The 17560-nt window shown below is 69.5% G+C and carries 21 protein-coding genes; 15 read left to right on the top strand and 6 right to left on the bottom strand.

Features of this window, described 5'->3' with window-relative positions:
* Positions 1–120: 120 nt before the first annotated feature.
* Together MKK88_RS33900 and MKK88_RS20010 are read right to left on the bottom strand one after the other, a co-directional pair.
* The gene (locus MKK88_RS33900; RefSeq protein ID WP_279602422.1) at positions 121–252 is read right to left on the bottom strand and encodes a hypothetical protein; all 132 of its coding nucleotides are present in this window, start codon (positions 250–252) and stop codon (positions 121–123) included.
* A 117-nt stretch (positions 253–369) separates the two neighbouring features.
* On the bottom strand, positions 370–936 hold the full coding sequence (locus MKK88_RS20010; RefSeq protein ID WP_244002771.1) for a NifU family protein: 567 nt from the start codon (positions 934–936) through the stop codon (positions 370–372).
* A 173-nt stretch (positions 937–1109) separates the two neighbouring features.
* Here MKK88_RS20010 and MKK88_RS20005 point away from each other — a divergent pair, with 173 nt between their 5' ends.
* From MKK88_RS20005 to MKK88_RS19990, 4 genes are all read left to right on the top strand, one after another.
* Positions 1110–1580: an atp-dependent helicase gene (locus tag MKK88_RS20005; RefSeq protein WP_244002769.1), complete on the top strand. Its 471-nt coding sequence runs from the start codon at positions 1110–1112 to the stop codon at positions 1578–1580.
* A 159-nt stretch (positions 1581–1739) separates the two neighbouring features.
* Positions 1740–2120 (top strand): DUF2934 domain-containing protein, encoded by a 381-nt coding sequence (locus MKK88_RS20000; RefSeq protein ID WP_244002767.1) that lies wholly within the window; start codon positions 1740–1742, stop codon positions 2118–2120.
* A gap of 147 nt (positions 2121–2267) precedes the next feature.
* Positions 2268–2933, top strand: a complete 666-nt coding sequence (locus MKK88_RS19995; protein WP_244002939.1) for an HAD family hydrolase — start codon at positions 2268–2270, stop codon at positions 2931–2933.
* A 191-nt stretch (positions 2934–3124) separates the two neighbouring features.
* Positions 3125–3331 (top strand): hypothetical protein, encoded by a 207-nt coding sequence (locus MKK88_RS19990; protein ID WP_244002764.1) that lies wholly within the window; start codon positions 3125–3127, stop codon positions 3329–3331.
* A gap of 18 nt (positions 3332–3349) precedes the next feature.
* Here MKK88_RS19990 and MKK88_RS19985 read toward each other — a convergent pair whose 3' ends face one another.
* From MKK88_RS19985 to MKK88_RS19975, 3 genes are all read right to left on the bottom strand, one after another.
* Positions 3350–3607, bottom strand: coding sequence for a hypothetical protein (locus tag MKK88_RS19985; protein ID WP_244002762.1), 258 nt, complete (start codon positions 3605–3607; stop codon positions 3350–3352).
* Positions 3608–3735: 128 nt separating this feature from the next.
* The gene (locus tag MKK88_RS19980) at positions 3736–4014 is read right to left on the bottom strand and encodes a hypothetical protein (RefSeq protein WP_244002761.1); all 279 of its coding nucleotides are present in this window, start codon (positions 4012–4014) and stop codon (positions 3736–3738) included.
* 167 nt (positions 4015–4181) lie between these two features.
* Positions 4182–4562: a DUF6481 family protein gene (locus MKK88_RS19975; RefSeq protein ID WP_244002759.1), complete on the bottom strand. Its 381-nt coding sequence runs from the start codon at positions 4560–4562 to the stop codon at positions 4182–4184.
* 801 nt (positions 4563–5363) lie between these two features.
* Between MKK88_RS19975 and MKK88_RS19970 the strand changes: the two genes are divergently transcribed.
* The 9 genes from MKK88_RS19970 (at position 5364) to MKK88_RS19930 (ending at position 14586) form a co-directional block, all read left to right on the top strand.
* The gene (locus MKK88_RS19970; RefSeq protein ID WP_244002757.1) at positions 5364–5558 is read left to right on the top strand and encodes a DUF4089 domain-containing protein; all 195 of its coding nucleotides are present in this window, start codon (positions 5364–5366) and stop codon (positions 5556–5558) included.
* Complete coding sequence (locus tag MKK88_RS19965; protein ID WP_244002755.1) at positions 5555–6952, top strand: AtzE family amidohydrolase; 1398 nt, start codon at positions 5555–5557, stop codon at positions 6950–6952. Before MKK88_RS19970 ends, MKK88_RS19965 begins: the two co-directional genes overlap by 4 nt.
* Positions 6952–7335 carry an oxalurate catabolism protein HpxZ gene (gene hpxZ, locus MKK88_RS19960; RefSeq protein ID WP_244002754.1) on the top strand — a complete coding sequence of 128 codons (384 nt, stop codon included), beginning with the start codon at positions 6952–6954 and terminating at the stop codon, positions 7333–7335. Before MKK88_RS19965 ends, hpxZ begins: the two co-directional genes overlap by 1 nt.
* Positions 7336–7423: 88 nt before the next feature.
* The gene (locus tag MKK88_RS19955; RefSeq protein ID WP_244002752.1) at positions 7424–9046 is read left to right on the top strand and encodes an ABC transporter substrate-binding protein; all 1623 of its coding nucleotides are present in this window, start codon (positions 7424–7426) and stop codon (positions 9044–9046) included.
* 218 nt (positions 9047–9264) lie between these two features.
* Positions 9265–10218: an ABC transporter permease gene (locus MKK88_RS19950; RefSeq protein ID WP_244002750.1), complete on the top strand. Its 954-nt coding sequence runs from the start codon at positions 9265–9267 to the stop codon at positions 10216–10218.
* Positions 10219–10232: 14 nt separating this feature from the next.
* A complete protein-coding gene (locus MKK88_RS19945; protein ID WP_244002748.1) occupies positions 10233–11162 on the top strand; it encodes an ABC transporter permease in 930 nt (309 codons plus the stop codon).
* A gap of 13 nt (positions 11163–11175) precedes the next feature.
* On the top strand, positions 11176–12231 hold the full coding sequence (locus MKK88_RS19940) for an ABC transporter ATP-binding protein (protein WP_244002746.1): 1056 nt from the start codon (positions 11176–11178) through the stop codon (positions 12229–12231).
* A complete protein-coding gene (locus tag MKK88_RS19935) occupies positions 12228–13271 on the top strand; it encodes an ABC transporter ATP-binding protein (protein WP_244002744.1) in 1044 nt (347 codons plus the stop codon). Before MKK88_RS19940 ends, MKK88_RS19935 begins: the two co-directional genes overlap by 4 nt.
* A 70-nt stretch (positions 13272–13341) precedes the next feature.
* A complete protein-coding gene (locus MKK88_RS19930) occupies positions 13342–14586 on the top strand; it encodes a hypothetical protein (RefSeq protein ID WP_244002742.1) in 1245 nt (414 codons plus the stop codon).
* 16 nt (positions 14587–14602) lie between these two features.
* Here MKK88_RS19930 and MKK88_RS19925 read toward each other — a convergent pair whose 3' ends face one another.
* A complete protein-coding gene (locus tag MKK88_RS19925; protein ID WP_244002740.1) occupies positions 14603–16084 on the bottom strand; it encodes a PLP-dependent aminotransferase family protein in 1482 nt (493 codons plus the stop codon).
* Positions 16085–16195: 111 nt separating this feature from the next.
* On the opposite strand from MKK88_RS19925, the gene MKK88_RS19920 reads away from it, so the two are divergent.
* Together MKK88_RS19920 and MKK88_RS19915 are read left to right on the top strand one after the other, a co-directional pair.
* Positions 16196–16822, top strand: a complete 627-nt coding sequence (locus MKK88_RS19920) for an FMN-binding negative transcriptional regulator (RefSeq protein ID WP_244002738.1) — start codon at positions 16196–16198, stop codon at positions 16820–16822.
* On the top strand, positions 16819–17535 hold the full coding sequence (locus MKK88_RS19915) for a GNAT family N-acetyltransferase (protein ID WP_244002736.1): 717 nt from the start codon (positions 16819–16821) through the stop codon (positions 17533–17535). Before MKK88_RS19920 ends, MKK88_RS19915 begins: the two co-directional genes overlap by 4 nt.
* Positions 17536–17560: the final 25 nt, after the last annotated feature.

The following is a 17560-nucleotide window of genomic DNA, read 5'->3' as shown; positions in this document are numbered from 1 at the left end:
GTCTGGATCGATAGAGCAAAACGACCGCCCCGTCAGCGCCGCGGTGGCCGGCCGTCTCCATCACCGGCGGAGTGTTGCCGGCTTGCGCCGCTTTGTCTGTCCGGGTCCAAGGTGCGGCCCTCACGCGGCACGGATCGTATTGAAGATCCGGCGGATCGCGGCATTCAGCTGCGCGGACTGGCGCGACAGCTCCGAGGGCGGGGTCAGGACGTCCTGGGCTGCCGTACCGGTTCCGTCCGAGGCCTCCGCCACGCCGCCGCTGTTGCGAATCAGCGCGTCCGTGCCGCTTGCCGCCCCGCGCCTTTCCCTCCCCCGCAGTGGGGGAGGGCGCGCGGCGGGCTTCGACCCGGATCTACGGGCAATCGTCCCTCAGATCGCCTGGACCTCGCGCACTTCGGGGAGGAAGTGGCGGAACAGGTTCTGCACGCCGTGCCGCAGGGTCGCGGTCGAGGACGGACAGCCCGAACAGGCGCCCTTCATCTCGAGATAGACCACGCCCTCCTTGTAGCCGCGGAAGGTGATGTCGCCGCCGTCTCCGGCCACCGCCGGACGCACGCGCGTCTCGAGGAGGTCCTTGATGGTGACCACCGTGTCGTGATCGGCCTCGTCGTAGAACTCGTCCCCGGGCTCGATCGCGTCATGGCCGCCCTCGGCCATCACGGGTACGCCGGACTGGAAATGCTCCATGATGGCCCCGAGCACGGCGGGCTTGACCTGGGCCCAGTCGGACTCGTCCTCGGCCTTGGTGACCGAGATGAAATCGTGGCCGAAATACACACCGGATACGCCCGGCACCGCGAAGAGCGCCGCGGCCAGGGGCGAGCGGGCGGCCGCCTCGGCATCCTTCGCCTCGAAGGTCGCTTCGGCCAGGACCACGCGTCCGGGGAGGAATTTGAGGGTTGCCGGGTTCGGCGTGGCTTCGGTCTGGATGAACATGATGGCGTCACTCCGCTGCGCCGGTTCAAGGCCGGCCGGGACAGGCGCCCCGAGGCGCCTTTGTCCATGTGGACCGGCAACGCGATTTTCTCAACCTGCGCGGCCATCCGCGAAGGTGGACATTCGGTCCAGCGCGGTTGAGGACGGGGCATTCAGGAATAGAGGAGCCAGCGGTGACGGTGACCGGGGATCAGACGCTCGCGCAGGACTTACTGAAGGATCTGCGCGAGACCCAGGCGAAGCTCGAGGGCGCTCAGGCGGAGATTGCTTCTCTCAAGGTTCTGCTCGCCCTCCGTACCCATCAGCACGACCAAGCCTGGCAGGCCGCGCAACGCGCCGCTGCGCAACGCGATGAGGCCCGCACCACGCCGAACCCGGTCGCGGCCGCCCACACGGGTCGTCGACCGGGCGCAGACGGCGCTGCCGATGCCGACGCGATGGCACGGGCGGAGGCGCGCACCGATGCGGTGCGGATCGTACTCGGCGCCGTCTTGAAGAGCCTTCGCGTCTGGGGCCTGGACCGGCGTCGGTTCCAGTCGCTCGTCGTCCAGGCCGGTCGCGAGACGCCGGAGACCGGCCCCGAGGCGGAGCGCCACGCGATCCTGCTGGTCGAGGCGCGGCGGGTTCTGGGACGCGGCGCGTGAAGGGTCTGCATCGCCGATCGCGCCGCACCCACGCGTCGGGGCCGCGAGCCCGGTCAAACCCGCCCGCGATGCGGTGGCGCGCCGGTCTCCAGGGTTAACCGCCCCTTAACCAGGCCCTCCCATCGTCCGTCACGGGACGGACAGCAGGAGGCCTACGGCATGCAGATCAGCGAACACCACGTGCGCGAGTGCGCCTACTTCATCTGGGAGAACGAAGGCCGTCGTCACGGTCAAGCCGCTGCGCACTGGATGCGTGCGGAAACCGAGCTGCGGGCCAACGCCACGCTGGCCGCCGCGGCGACCGTGACCGAGGCGGCTCCGGCCCGGAAGGCTGCCGCGCCGGCCAAGGCCACGAAGGCGCCTGCCGCCAAGGTCGCTGCCGCGAAGGTCGCCGCCGCCAAGCCGGCCCCGACACCCGCGCCCGTCAAGGCTGCAGCCAAGCCGACGGCTCCGAAGCCTGTCCGGTCGTCCAAGGCGGCCGTGACCGCTGGTCTGGCCGCCAAGGCGAAGCCCGCACGCACCCCCGCCGCGATGCACTGACGCACGCCGGATCGGACGGATGTCAGAAGCCCGCCCCCGCCTGGGGGCGGGCTTCTGCCGTTCGGGCCCACCGCGCATGGAACAGGGGCTCCATGGCTCCGGTTGACGGCGATGAAGCGGGCCACCCTGCGCCGCAATGAGGCTGGTATGCGCGCCGTGATCTTCGATATCGACGGGACCCTGCTCGACAGTGTCGACCTGCATGCCCGCGCCTGGGTCGAGGCCTTCGCGCATTTCGGCGTCGAGACCGAAGAGAGAGAGGTCCGCAGTCAGATCGGCAAGGGTGGCGACGAGCTGATGCCGGTCTTCCTGTCGCGGGAGCGTATCGAGCGGGAGGGCGAGACCATCGAGTCGTTCCGCTCCGACCTGTTCAAGCGAAAATACTTGTCCCAGGTGCAGCCGTTTCCGGGTGTGCGGGCCCTGTTCGAGAAGCTTCGCGCGGAGGGCCTCACGATCGCACTGGCCTCCTCGGGCAAGCGATCCGAGGTCGAACGCTACACCGACATCCTGAAGATCGGCGACCTCGTCGATGTCGCCACCAGCTCGGACGATGCGGATCGGTCAAAACCGCATCCGGACATCTTCGAGGCGGCGTTGAAGAAGCTCGACAGTGGGTCGTCGGATACGATCCATGTGGTTGGCGACACGCCCTACGACGCGGAGGCCGCGGGCAAGGCGGGCCTGCCGACCATCGGCCTGCTCTGCGGCGGCTTCCCGGAGGCCGACCTCTCGGCCGCGGGCTGCATCGCGATCTTCCGCGACCCCCAGGATCTCCTCGACGGATTCGCGCAGTCGCCCCTGGCGCGGCGCTGATATGCGGCCAAGACAAGGGAATTCGGCGACCCGATCGACAATATCCCCAGTGTTTCGAAGGTGCTGTTGCAGCGCGGTAACGCGGCACGATGCCGGCTACGTAAAATCGCGGCGGGGTCTGGTGCGACGCCGGCAAAAGGCGTAGCGAGCCGGCCGCCAACCTGGATCCTTTCAAAGGACAAGCGCCGCGGATGCCTCAAACTCATCAGGCCCAGCCCGCACCGCGTTTCGTTCCGGTCGCCAAGTCGCTGCCGGAACAGATCGCCGATGCCGTCGCATGCCGGTCGACCCCGCTGAGCCACCTCCTGCGCCTGATGGCGGCGTTGCAGGCCGAGGGTGGAAACGAGTCCCTGCGCCTGAAGCTGCGCGCCCGGATCGGCGCGCCCCTCGACGCCTGATCGGCGTCGTCTGCTTCCTCAGGATCGCCGATGGCGCCGTTTGTGCCGTCGGCTCGCCGGCCTGACCGGCTGCGCGGCTTGTCCCAGCCGCGCCATGCAGGCGTAGTAGATCTGCTTGCCGATCTCTTCGAGTTCCAGACCGCGGGGATTGGGCGTTGCAAAGACCTTCGCCCGGGCCTCCAGACGGCAGGCCGCGTCCTCGGGACTCCGGATCGGCGGTTCGGCGCGTGCGGGCAGAACGGCCAGGGCCGAGCCGATCAGTGCTCCGACCGGCACGCATGCGGGGAAACGCCCTCGCGCCCGGAAATGCGGCATTCGGCTTTCAGTCCCTGCTCCACTCTGATCCAGAAATAGAGCGTTTCGATCCCCGGTGAACCAGGATTGAATACGTGGTCGCTGACCGATCAGGGCACGATCCACAGGCACCGCCCGGCCCCCGCGATCGTCATGCATTCGTAGGGCGCGCCACCGATCAGAGCCCGCTGCTCCACAGAACCAATGCTCTTGCGGTCCACGCTGCGGCAGCCCGGCTCGTCCGACGGCTGGCCTGGAGCGGACGCCGCATCCATCCTGCGAGCGGCCAGAAGGGTGTCGCAGGCGGTCGCCGTCGTCCGATCCTGAGCCGCGGCAGCCTCCGCTCCGAGCAGGACGGTCACCAGCATCAGGAGCGTTCGGGTCATCATCGCGCGGCCTCGCCCGGGCAGCCGCATGGATCGGGACTGCTGATCGATGGTCGCAAACGCGGCAGGCTGCGCGCGGGTTTCAGGTCGAAGACCCCGGATGCAGCGACGCCCGCCGGGAGGGGCGGGCGTCGTTCCATCGGACCTATCGAATCAGGCGCAGCGCGGGCTCAGCGCTTGACCTTGACGTTGGCCTTCCGCGCCGCGTACCGGGCGTCGCGCTGCGCCTTCTTGGCTGCCAGCTCGGAGGATTTGCGCTCTTGCGCGGCGGCGAGTTCCGCAGCCTCGCGGGCGATCTGAGCCGCCAATTCCGCCTCCTCGCGCTCCCGCTTCTCCTCGGCAGCCTTCAGCTCGGCGGCGATGCGGGCGGCCTCGCGCTCACGGGTCCGCTCCTCGCGCGCCTTGGCGACCTCTGCCCGGGCCTTGGCCTTGGCGATCACCTCCGGATCGTCGGACGGGGGCCGCGCCTTGAACTTGGCCAGCAGGGCGGCCTTGGCATTCTGGGAGTTCTGGCGGCGGTCGTCGAAGTTCCTGTAGTCGAATGCGCTCATCTGACCTTTCTCAGTTCGGTATGTTGGGCGTCTTGCAGGGACATCCGGCTGGGCCGGAGAGGGACCTCAGTCTGCAGATTCCGACGCCGTCCCCGGACCCCAGAACCATGCCGACCCATCGGCAGAACCGATGGTTCGACCCGAGCGCTCGGTGTGCGCCAGAGCGCTCGGGTCGAACCAAAGTTTGAAAAACGGTAAGCCCTTACCCGGAGCCCCGTCGGGAATGCAATCGCGCGGACAGGTTCGGCCCGCCGGCACGACGACAATCCACATCGTATCTCTGCGAGTTTCATCCGGCGATGCAGGAAAACATCACGCCGCCGAGGGGTGAACACATCGGCAGGCGAAGGCGCCGTTCGGCCTTGCATCGGCAGATAGGTCGCGCGCGGAGCGCCGACAAGGTGTGGGGCCTGTGTCGGCACGATCCTGCGAAGCAAGCGACATCATTAATGTGCGTCACATCCTCCGGACTCGGGTGCTCGTCGCAACAGCCGGGACGTTGCCACATGCCCCAGCCAGTCTACGCAACCCAGATTTGCATTGGCGACAACGAACATCTTGAGCTTCTCGGCGCGCGCGATGCTGACTGTTTGAGCAGCAGTCTCGCGCCGACATGGCATGGATCGCGACCTTGAAAGCCGCAGACGGTGGACCGCACGAGCACCAAAGGCCCAAAGTTGTCCATCCCTCGGCGGTTTTGCATAATTTTTATGCAGGCCGATGGAGCCGTCCGCTCCTCCGACCGGCACGAGCCCTGCACGACGGTCGATCAATACAACGCATGCCGGATGGAGAATCGCGATGACCCAAACCGCTTCTGCGGTCGAACCCGAGCCCTACGTCGCCGCAGCGGCGCCGCTTCTCGGCATCACCCTGGACGAGTCGTGGACCGCCTCGGTCACGGCCAATCTCCGCGTCCTGGCGGCGGCGGCGGCCCTGCTGACCGACTTTCCGCTCCCCGACGCGGTTGAAGCCGCGCAACGGTTCGAAGCATGAGCGGATCCCTGCCCACCGACGCGGCATCCATCGCCGCCGCGGTTGCCGAACGGCGCTGCAGTGCCCGCAGCGTGGTGACTGAGACGCTCGCGGGCATCGCGCGAGCGGATCGCCGCGTCAACGCCTTCACCGACGTGCTCGCCGCCCGCGCCCTGGCCCGGGCCGACGCGCTCGATGCCGATCTCGCTCAGGGCGCCGCCGCTGGGCCGCTCGCGGGCGTGCCCTTCGCGGTCAAGAACCTGATCGACGTCGCGGAACTGCCGACGCGGGCGGGCTCGAAGATCAACCGGGAGAATCCCCCGGCCCTCAGGGACGGCGCCCTGGTGCGCCGGCTCGAAGCGGCCGGAGCGATCCTCCTCGGCGCGCTCAACATGGGTGAATACGCTTACGACTTCACCGGCGAGAACATCCACGACGGGGACGCCCACAATCCGCACGCCCTGGGGCACATGACCGGCGGCTCGTCCAGCGGGTCCGGTGCGGCGCTCGCCGCCGGGATGGTGCCGCTGACATTAGGCTCGGACACGAACGGCTCGATCCGGGTGCCCGCCGCCTTCTGCGGCTGTTTCGGGTTGAAACCGACCTACGGGCGGCTCAGCCGGGCCGGGAGCTTTCCGTTCGTCGGCAGCCTCGACCATCTGGGACCCATGGCGCGCAGCGTCATTGATCTCGCCCTGGCCTACGACGCCATGCAGGGCCCCGATCCAGACGATCCCGTCTTGGCGGCCCGCGCGCCGGAGCCGGTCATGCCCGTTCTGGATTCCGGCATCGACGGCCTGCGGATCGCGGTCGCCGGCGGCTACTTCGCCCGGGGCGGCGATCCCGATGCCTTCGCGGCGGTGGGGCGCGTTGCCGAGGCCCTCGGCACGCCACACACCGTCGAGTTGTCGGAGGCCCACCGCGCCCGGGCGGCGGCTTACCTGATCACCGCGGCCGAAGGCGCGACGCTCCACCTCGACCGCCTGCGCAGCCGTCCGGGTGATTTCGACCCGGCGGTGCGGGACCGGCTGATCGCCGGCGCGATGATTCCGGCGCCCTTCGTCGAACGGGCGCAGCGGTTCCGCCGCTGGTACCGGGACGCGGTCCTCGACCTGTTCGGCGGCGTCGACGTGATCCTGGCGCCCGCCACGCCCTGCCGGGCGCCGAAGGGCGGCCAGACCCACTTCACCCTCGACGGCGTGAGCCTGCCGGTGCGCGCCAATATCGGGGTGTTCACGCAGCCGATCTCGTTCATCGGCCTGCCGGTGGTCGCCGTACCGATCTGGCTCGACGCCGGGTTGCCGCTCGGCGTTCAGGTGATCGCCGCGCCCTGGCGGGAAGATCTGGCCCTGCGCGTCGCCCACCACCTTGAACGGACCGGCGTCAGCACGGCGCCCATCGCGGAGCTGACCTGATGGTGATCGACGATCCCGCCGTGAAGGCCGAGGTCGAGGCCGCGTTCCGGGCCTACGAGACGGCGCTCACCACCAACGATGTCGCGACCCTGGAGGCTTTGTTCCACGACGATCCGCTTACCATCCGGTACGGCATCGGCGAGAACCTGTACGGCATGGACGCGATCCGCGCCTTCCGCCGCGCCCGCTCACCGGTGGGCCTGGAGCGCACCCTGGCGCAGACGCAGATCACCACCTACGGACGCGATGCCGCCACCGCCATGACGCTGTTCACCCGCGCCTCCGCGCCCGGCAAAGTCGGCCGCCAGAGCCAGACCTGGATGCGCTTCCCCGAAGGCTGGCGGGTGGTGGCCGCGCATGTGAGCCTGATCGACGCCGAATAGCGCCGCGGGCGACTGGCCGCCGGCTTGCATAGGGACGAGCGTATGCCGGCCCAGACTGGCCCGGACCCACGCGAGTACCCTAGCCAAGATGCTGTCCCGTCTGAGAAAATTCGGCGCCCGTGTGGCGCTGGCCAGCGCCCTGGCGCTTTCTGCGAGTTCTGCCGCGCTCGCGCAGGGAACGCTGCGGATCGGCATGACCGCCTCCGACATCCCGCTGACCACCGGCCAGACCGACAATGGCGGCGAGGGCATGCGCTTCCTCGGCTACACGGTCTATGACGGGCTCATCAATTGGGACCTGTCGAGCGCGGAACTGGCCTCCGATCTCGTGCCGGGGCTGGCCACCAGCTGGACCGTCGACCCGAACGACAAGACCAAGTGGACCTTCAAGCTGCGTCCCGGCGTGAAATTCCACGACGGATCGGACTTCACCGCCGACGCCGTGGTCTGGAACCTCGACAAGCTCCTGAAGTCGGACGCGCCGCAATACGACCCGCGTCAGTCGGCGCAGGGCAAGACCCGCATCCCCGCGGTGGCGAGCTACCGCGCCGTCGATCCGATGACCGTCGAGATCATCACCAAGGCCCCCGACGCGACGCTGCCCTATCAGATCGCCTGGATCATGATGTCGTCGCCGGCCCAATGGGAGAAGGTCGGCAAGTCCTGGGACGCCTTCGCCAAGCAGCCCTCCGGCACCGGCCCGTGGAAGCTGACCCTGTTCGCCCCGCGCGAGCGCGCCGAGATGGTGCCGTTCAAGGAGTACTGGGACAAGGACCGGGTGCCGAAGCTCGACAAGCTCGTGCTGATCCCGCTCCCCGAAGCCAACGCCCGCACCGCCGCGCTCCGCTCCGGGCAGGTGGATTGGATCGAGGCGCCCGCACCCGACTCGGTGGAGTCGCTCAAGAGCGCCGGCTTCACCATCGTCACCAACGCCTATCCGCATAACTGGACGTGGCACCTGTCGCGGGTCGAGGGCTCGCCCTGGAACGACATCCGCGTGCGCAAGGCGGCGAACCTCGCCATCGACCGCGACGGGCTGAAGGAGTTGCTCGGCGGCCTCGCCATCCCGGCCAAGGGCTTCATGCCGCCCGGCCACCAGTGGTTCGGCCACCCGACCTTCGACATCAAGTACGATCCGGAGGCCGCCAAGAAACTGCTGGCGGAAGCCGGCTACAGCCCGGCCAAGCCCCTGAAGCTCAAGGTCGCGATCTCGGCCTCGGGCTCGGGCCAGATGCAGCCGCTGCCGATGAACGAGTTCATCCAGCAGAACCTCGCCGAGGTGGGCATCCAGGTCGACTACGAGGTGGTCGAGTGGAACACGCTGATCAACATCTGGCGGGCCGGCGCCAAGGCCGACATCTCCCGCGGCGTCTCGGCGATCAACTACTCGTACTTCATCCAGGATCCGTTCACCGGCTTCATCCGCCATCTGCAGTGCAATTTCGCCCCGCCGAACGGCACGAACTGGGGCTATTACTGCGATCCGGCAATGGACAAGCTGTTCGATCAGGTCCGCAACACCTTCGACAAGGCCGAGCAGACCAAGGTCCTGCAGAAGATCCACGAGAAGTACGTCGACGATGCGCTGTTCGTCATGATCACGCACGATGTGAACCCGCGGGCGATGAGCCCGAAGGTGAAGGGCTTCGTCCAGGCGCAGAACTGGTTCCAGGATTTCTCGAAGATCACCATCGCCACGGCGGCGCGGTAGCGCCGCCATCCTAACCCTCCCCCCGGTGCGGGGGAGGGTGCCCCGCGCATGCGGGGCGGGAGAGGGGCAGCGCGACGATGCAGGATGGAGCGCCCGTCGCGCCCTCTCCGGCACCGTCGCTCGCCCCTCGCGGGACATCGTCCCGACCCGACCCCCTTCGGGGGCCACCCTCCCCCGCAGAGGGGGGAGGGGAATTTCAGGCCACGACAAGGCAAGTGATGCTCCTCTACACCCTCAAGCGCCTGCTCTACGCGACCCCCGTGGCGTTCGGGGTTAGCGTGGTCTGCTTCCTCCTCGTGCATCTCGCGCCGGGCGATCCCCTGAGCGCGATCCTGCCCGTCGACGCCACCCAGTCGATGATCGACGAGATGCGCGCTGCCTACGGCTTCGATAAGCCGCTGCCCGTCCAGTACCTGATCTGGCTCTGGCACGTGCTGCACGGCGACCTCGGCATCTCGATCGCCACCGGACGGCCGGTGCTGGGCGAGGTCAGCCGCGCCGTGGTGAACTCCCTGATCCTCGCCTCCGTGGCGACGGTGATCGGCTTCACCTTCGGCACGCTGTTCGGCTTCGTGGCGGGCTACCACCGCAACTCGCTGGCCGACCGGGCAGCCTCGGCGCTCTCGGTCTTCGGCGTGAGCGTGCCGCATTACTGGCTCGGCATGGTGCTGGTGATCATCTTCTCGGCGACGTTGGGCTGGCTGCCGCCCACCGGCGCCGGGCCGGACGGCTCCGGCAACTGGCGTCCGGACTTCGACCACCTGCGCTATATGATCCTGCCGGCGGTCACGATGTCGGTGATCCCGATGGGCATCATCGCCCGCACGGTCCGGGCGCTCGTCGCCGACATCCTGTCCCAGGACTTCGTGGAGGCCCTGCGCGCCAAGGGCATGGATGAGCGCGGCGTGTTCAAGCACGTGGTACGCAACGCCGCCCCGACCGCCCTCGCCATCATGGGCCTGCAGCTCGGCTACCTGCTCGGCGGCTCGATCCTGGTCGAGACCGTGTTCGCGTGGCCGGGCACCGGCTTCCTGCTCAACGCCGCGATCTTCCAGCGCGACCTGCCCCTGCTCCAGGGCTCGATCCTCGTGCTGGCGATGTTCTTCGTGCTGCTCAACCTGCTGGTGGACGTGATGCAGACCGCCCTCGACCCGCGCATCGAGCGCGCCTGAGCCGGAGCCTGATGATGACTGCTCCCATCACCGCGGCCTCCCTCGCCCTCGACGGCGGCGTGCTCGCCGCCGAGGACGCGGCGCCCGAGGCCGCCTTCGTCCCGTCGCGGGGCTTCTGGGGTCATGTCGGCCACCGGCTGGTGCGCGATCCCGTCGCCATGGGCGCGGGCGCCGTGATCCTGCTGGTCGTGCTCATCGCGCTCCTGTCGCCCTGGATCACCCCGATGGACCCCTACAAGGGTTCCATGCTGCGCCGGCTCAGGCATGTCGGTGACGCCACCTACTGGCTGGGCTCCGACGAGCTCGGCCGCGACATGATCAGCCGGCTGATGCTGGGCTCGCGGCTGTCGCTGTTCATCGGCGTCACGCCGGTGCTGATCGCCTTCGTGATCGGCTCGGGCATCGGGATCCTGGCCGGCTATGTCGGCGGCTGGACCAACACGATCCTGATGCGCACCATCGACGTGTTCTTTGCGTTTCCCTCCGTGCTGCTGGCGATCGCGCTGTCCGGGGCGCTCGGCGCCGGCATCTTCAACTCGATCGTCTCGCTGACCTGCGTGTTCGTGCCCCAGATCGCCCGGGTCGCCGAGAGCGTCACCACGGGCATCCGCAAGCGCGACTACATCGACGCCGCCAAGCTCTCGGGCGCCTCGGCCCTGACGATCATGCGCGTGCAGGTGCTCGGCAACGTCGTCGGGCCGATCTTCGTCTATTCGACCAGCCTGATCTCGGTCTCGATGATCCTGGCCTCGGGCCTCTCGTTCCTCGGTCTGGGCGTACGTCCGCCCGAGCCCGAATGGGGCCTGATGCTCAACACCCTGCGCACCGCGATCTACGTGAACCCGATCGTCGCCGCGCTGCCGGGCGTCTGCATCTTCCTCGTCTCGATCGCCTTCAACCTGTTCTCGGACGGCCTGCGCGCCGCCATGGAAATCCGCCAATGACGGAGATTCGCCAGTGAGCGTCATCCCGGACGCCCCCGATCCGTTCGCCCGCGACCGCGGCGGACCGGCCCAGCCGCTCCTGTCGGTCTCGGGGCTGATCAAGCACTTCCCGGTCCGCAAGGCCGGGGGGAAGAAGCAGGTCGTGCGTGCCGTCGATGGCGTCGATTTCGACGTCCTGAAGGGCGAGACCCTGGGCATCGTCGGCGAATCCGGTTGTGGCAAGTCCACCACCGCCAAGCTGCTCATGGGCCTGATCGAGCGCGATTCCGGCGCCATGCTGTACGACGGGCAGGCGATCGGCGAGCGCGCCATGCCGTGGCGGGCCTACCGCCGCCAGGTCCAGATGGTGTTCCAGGACAGCTACGCGTCGCTGAACCCGCGCATGACGGTGGAGCAGTCGATCGCCTTCGGCCCGAAGGTCAACGGTGTCCCCGGCCGCGAGGCGGTGGAGCGCGCCCGCGCGCTGCTCGCCCGGGTCGGCCTGGAGCCGAAGCGCTTCGCCGGGCGCTACCCGCACGAGATCTCCGGCGGCCAGCGCCAGCGGGTCAACATCGCCCGCTCGCTTGCTCTGGAGCCGCGGCTGGTGCTCCTCGATGAGGCGGTCTCGGCGCTGGACAAATCGGTGGAGGCGCAGGTGCTGAACCTCCTCCTCGACCTCAAGGCCGAGTTCGGCCTGACCTACATCTTCATCAGCCACGACCTGAACGTCGTGCGCTTCATCTCCGACCGGGTGATGGTGATGTATTTGGGCCGGGTCGCCGAGATCGGCCCCTCCGACACGGTGCTCGACGCGCCGGCGCACCCCTATACCGAGGCGTTGCTCGCCTCGATGCCGTCCCTCGATCCCGACAACCGCACGCAGGCCGCGCTGCTGCAGGGGGATCCGCCGAACCCGATCGACCCGCCCTCCGGCTGCCGGTTCCACCCGCGCTGCGCCCTCGCGGAGGGCATCTGCGCCGGGAAGGAACCACCCCTCAACGCGATCCGGCCATTGCACCGGGTCGCCTGCCTCGCCCGGCAACCCGGCTCCGGGCATTCCGCGGCGCCCGCCGAGGCGCTCGCGGCATGAGCAGTTCGATTCCCACCCCTTCCTCGGAACCCGCCGTCGTCCTCGAGAATCTGCGCGTCGCCTTCGGCAAGGTGCAGGTCGTCGACGGCGTCGATCTCACCCTGGAACGCGGTCAGGCGCTGGCGCTGATCGGCGAATCCGGCTCCGGCAAGAGCGTGACGCTCCGCGCGATCCTGCGATTGTTCCCGCCAGGCCGCAGCCGGATCGAAGGGAAGATCCTGGCGGCCGGCCGGGACGTGCAGGCGCTGACCAAGCGCCAGCTCGCCGATTTCCGCGGCGGCGACGTCTCGATGATCTTCCAGGAGCCGCTGCTCGCCTTCGACCCGGTCTACACGGTCGGCCAACAGATCACCGAGGCGATCCTGCGCCACGAAAAGATCTCCAAGGTCGAGGCGCGCAAGCGGGCGCTCGCCCTGTTCGAGCGGGTCCGGATCCCGAGCCCGGAGCGGCGGCTCGACAATTACCCGCACGAGATGTCGGGCGGCATGCGCCAGCGGGCCATGATCGCCCTGGCGCTCGCCTGCCGGCCGCAGGTCCTCCTCGCCGACGAGCCCACCACGGCCCTCGACGCCACCGTGCAGATTCAGGTGCTGCTGCTGCTGCGCGAGTTGCAGCGCGATCTGGGCCTGTCGATCGTCATCGTCACGCACGATCTCGGCGCGGCGGTCGAGGTCGCCGACCGGATCGCCGTGATGTACGCGGGCAAGATCGTCGAGACCGGCACGGCGCATCAGGTGGTCCTGAACCCGCACCATCCCTATACGATCGGCCTGCTGCGCAGCCGGGCGGAGGGGGCGCTGGCCAAGGGCTCGCGGCTCCAGACCATCCCGGGTAGCCCGCCGGACCTCGCCAACCGCCCGCCCGGCTGCCCGTTCGCGCCGCGCTGCTTCCTGGCGGAAGAGCGCTGCCGCCGGGAGATGCCGCCGGTCGCCGCGATCGCCCCGGGGCATCAGGTGGCCTGCTGGCGGACCGAGGAGGCCTCGGCCGCCTACCGTGCCGGCCCGACGCCGGTCCGCGCCGCGGAACCAGTCCCGGCCTGACCTCGACGCCCCCGCGCGAAGTCTTTATCCGGCTTCGCGCGGTCCGGTTTTGGGCCGCCCGGGCGTGACGATGAGCCAACCGACCTCCGCGATCCTGCTCGTCCCCCGGGGCGAGGCCGGCCACTTCCTGCCGACTGCCCTCGGCTGGATGGGCAAGCCAGTCATCGTCACGGCCGAACCGGGCGATGCGCGCCACGCCCTCTGCCTGCCGGTGCTCGACTTCGTCCGCCTGGGTTTCCCTGAGGCCAACGGGCGCCTCGATCTCCTCACCCCCGGCGATGTCGAAAACCTGCGGACCGGGCGCGCGGCGCTGCTGCTCGATCTCTCAAACGAGGGCCCGGGCCTGCACGCGCCGACCTTCGAGGCGCTGCACCGCAACCTCGACGGGCTCGGCATCCCCCGTGGCCGCGTCATCCTGGTCTCTCAGAACCGGATGCTGCGGCTGGATTACGAGCGGCTCTACGGCGAGGGCCTGTGCTTCTGGACCTTCGAGTTCTTCCCGCTCCAGGTCGCCCTGTGGCTCGACGGGGAGGCCGGCCCGCGTCTCTTCCCGCAAGCGCCGCTCGACCGCACCGGCTACGCGCCGTTCCCGCGGGATGCGGGTCCGGCCCGCTTCCTGTGCCAGAACGCGGCCCTGCGCTGGCACCGGGTGCTGCTTTACCGCTGGTTCCAGCTCAACGGCCTGGACCGCGACGGCCTGATCTCCTTCCACGGCATCGGCGCCGACAACCCGAAGGCGGGCGGCATCAACGTTTTTCACTGGCCGCCGGAGATCGAGGCCGCCTTCGGGCCGATGCTCGCCGAGATCGAGACCTGGATTCCCCGTCGAGCCCAGCGGATCGACGCCGACCAGGGCACCGACATGGTGTTGACCCTGGACACGCAGGCTTACGCCGGTTGCGATCTGACGGTGATCTCGGAAACCGATTTCTTCGAGCCCGGCGTGGAGCGGATCACGGAGAAATCCCTGAAGGCCGCCGCGACCGGTCTGCCCTTCGTGATGGTCGGCGCCCCGCGCGCCGTGGCGCGGCTCTCCGAGCTCGGGTTCCACACCTTCGAGAGCCTGATCGATCACGCCTACGACCCGATCGCCGACCCGATCGCGCGCCTGCCGCAGGTGTTTCGCGCGATCGAGCGCGCCTGGGCCGACTGCAGGGCGGATCGTCCCGCCTGGCAGCGCCGGGCGCGGGAGCAGGCCGAGGCGAACGTCGCCCACGCGCGCAGCGGGCTTCTGGGACAGATGGACCGCGTGATGGTCGCGCCCCTCGTCGCGCGGCTGGCCCGGTTCGCCGAGACTGGCGCGATCGTGCCCTGAACGGACTGTCGGCTCCTCACGGGCGGTGGCGCAGCGTCTCCGCCATGCGCCGCACCGCCGGCGCGATCGCCCGCTCCGGCACGGCGGCATAGCCGAGCAGCAGCCCGGGCTCCGGCCATCCGACGTGATAGGCCGACAGCGCCACTGCGGAGATTCCGGCTTGCCCGAGCGCCACCGCGGCGGCCGCATCGGTGAGGCCCGCACCCCAGGACGGTCCCGGACGCGCGATGAGATGCATCCCGCCCTCCATCGGCTCGACCGCGAGGATGTCCGCAGCGAGGGTGGCGACGGCCTCAACCAGGGCCGCTTGGCGAAGGGCGTAGAGGCGGCGGGTCCGGCGCAGATGGCCCGCGAGGTGTCCCTCCTCGATGAAGCGCGCAAGTGCCCATTGGCCGATCCCGGGGGGGGCGGGGCCGATCTCGGCGAGCGCCTGATTCACCGGCGCCACGAGCCCGCGCGGCAGGACGAGGTAGCTAAGGCCGAGGGCCGGCAGCAGGAGCTTCGAGAAGCTGCCGACATAGATGACCCGGCCGACCCGATCGAGGGCGCGCAACGGCGCGAGCGGCCGGCCGGCATAGCGGTAGGCACCGTCATAGTCGTCCTCGACGATCCAGCCCCCGACAGACTTCGCCCAGGCCAGGAGGTCGAGCCGGTTCTGCAGGCTCATGGTATGGCCGAGGGGGTAATGGTGCGCCGGCGTCACGACGGCGAGCCTTGCGTCGGATGCCAATACCCCGACACGGGATGCGGACAATCCGCCCGGGCCGACTGGGATCGGCACCGTCCTCAGCCCTGCGCTGGCAAGCGCCTGCGCGATCCCGGGAAAGCCGGGTTCCTCGACCAGAGCCGTCTCCCCGGGATCGAGCAGAAGCTCCGCGAGCAGCTTCAGGCTCTGCCGGATACCGGCCGTGACGATCACGTCGTCCGCCGCGCAGACGACGCCCCGAGCCTGCGCCAGATACGTCGCGATGGCACCGCGCAGTGCCGGCGAGCCGCGGGGATCCGGCGGCTCGGCCGGCCCGTGCCGCCATTCGGCCTGGAGCAGGCGCGCCCAGACCGCATACGGGAAGGCATCCGGGGCCGGACGGCCGAGCGCGAAGGCGTCGGGGGCGGCAGATCCCGCCATGTAGCGCAGCCGCGGCGCCGCTGTGAGACGGGCGCTCCGGCGTGCGAGGTTCGGCACCGGCATCGGCGATGCCCCCTCGGAGCGTCCCGGTGACGGCACCGAATCGTCCGGCAGGGTCGCGGCGACGCGCGTGGCCGAGCCGGGACGGGCCGTCAGGTAGCCTTCGGCGACGAGCTGTTCAAGGGCAAGCACCACCGTACCGCGGGCGCAGGCGAGGTCGGCCGCCAGAACGCGCGAGGCCGGGAGCCGGGCCCCGCGAGCCAGCCGACGGTCGAGGATCGCCGCGCGCAGGGCTTCGCGGAGCTGCGCGTGCAGCGGCAGCGGGCTCGTCGGATCGAGGCTGACGGGCAACGGCAGCGGAGCCCTGGCCATGCCAAAGTGGTCCAGTCGCATTTCAGGAACTGGACCTTCCGTCTGGTCCGCTGAACGGTCAAGCATCCTGGCAGACAGCGCGCAAACGTGCTGACCGACAGGACGAGGCCCGTGTATCAGCCGCCGCACTTCCAGGAGGATTCACAGGAGGTCCAGCACGCGCTGATCCGGGCGTATCCGCTCGGCCTCCTGATCACCGCCGGCCCGTCGGGTCTGATGGCCAACCCGATCCCGTTCCTCATCGACGCAGGTGGCACGCACGGCATCCTGCGCGCCCATCTCGCGCGGGCCAATCCGCAGGGGCAGGATCTCGCGGCGGTCTCAGACTGCCTCGTGGCGTTCCAAGGGCCGCAGGGCTACGTCACCCCGAGCTGGTACCCGAGCAAGCAGGTTCATGGCCGCGTCGTACCGACCTGGAACTACGCCACCGTGCAGGCCTGGGGGCGGCCGCGTCTCATCGAGGACACGGCATGGCTGCGGCGCCAGATCGCGGATCTCACGACGCTCCGGGAGGGGACGCGGGCCGAACCCTGGGCGGTCTCCGACGCGCCGGCGCCGTTCGTGGCGGCGCAGGTTCAGGCGCTGATCGGCGTCGAGATCCCGATCACGCGCATCGAGGGGAAGTGGAAGATGAGTCAGAACCGACCCGCGCCCGACCGGGCCGGCGTGATCGCGGGCTTCCGGGCCGCGGGCGAGGCGAACCTCGCCGATCTGGTCGCCGAGCGGGACCGGTCATGAGCGCGCGCCTCGACGATTTCGGCCAGCCGATCGGGCCGGCGCTCCCGAACTGGACCCTGCGTCCAGTCCCGCCACGGACGCCGATGGAGGGCCGCACCTGCCGGATCGTGCCCCTCGATGCCGGGGCCCACGCGGCCGGCCTGTTCGCGGCCTACAGCGCAGCGCCCGACCAACGCACGTGGACCTATCTTCCCGATGAGATGCCCGAGAACGAGGCGGCGTTTCGCGACCGTCTCGAAGCCCGGGCGGCGAGCCGGGATCCGCTGTTCCATGCCATCCTGGACCGCGGGAGCGGCGAGCCCCTGGGCATCGCCTCGTATCTGCGTATCGATCCGGCCAACGGGGTGATCGAGGTTGGGCACCTCCATTTCGGGCCGGGTCTGCAGCGGACCCCAGCCTCGACCGAGGCCATGGCGCTGATGATGGCCCGCGCTTTCGACGAGCTCGGCTACCGCCGCTACGAGTGGAAATGCGACAGCCTCAACGCCCCGTCCCGGGCGGCGGCCCTGCGCCTGGGCTTCACCTTCGAAGGCATCTTCCGCAATGCCGTGGTGGTGAAGGGGCGCTCGCGCGACACGGCGTGGTTCTCGATCACCGACGCGGAATGGCCGAAGGTCCGGGCCGGCTTCGAAGCGTGGCTGAGTCCGGCGAATTTCGACGCCGAGGGCCGTCAGCGGCATGGGCTCGCGGAGGTGCGTGCCGCGGGGACGTAACGCCCTGGCCAGGGCGGCTGGAGCC

It is taken from the genome of Methylobacterium sp. E-005 (genome assembly GCF_022829725.1).
GTDB lineage: Bacteria > Pseudomonadota > Alphaproteobacteria > Rhizobiales > Beijerinckiaceae > Methylobacterium.
The sequence above is the reverse complement of the archived record's forward strand: the minus strand, read 5'-3'. Positions and strand labels throughout refer to the sequence as shown.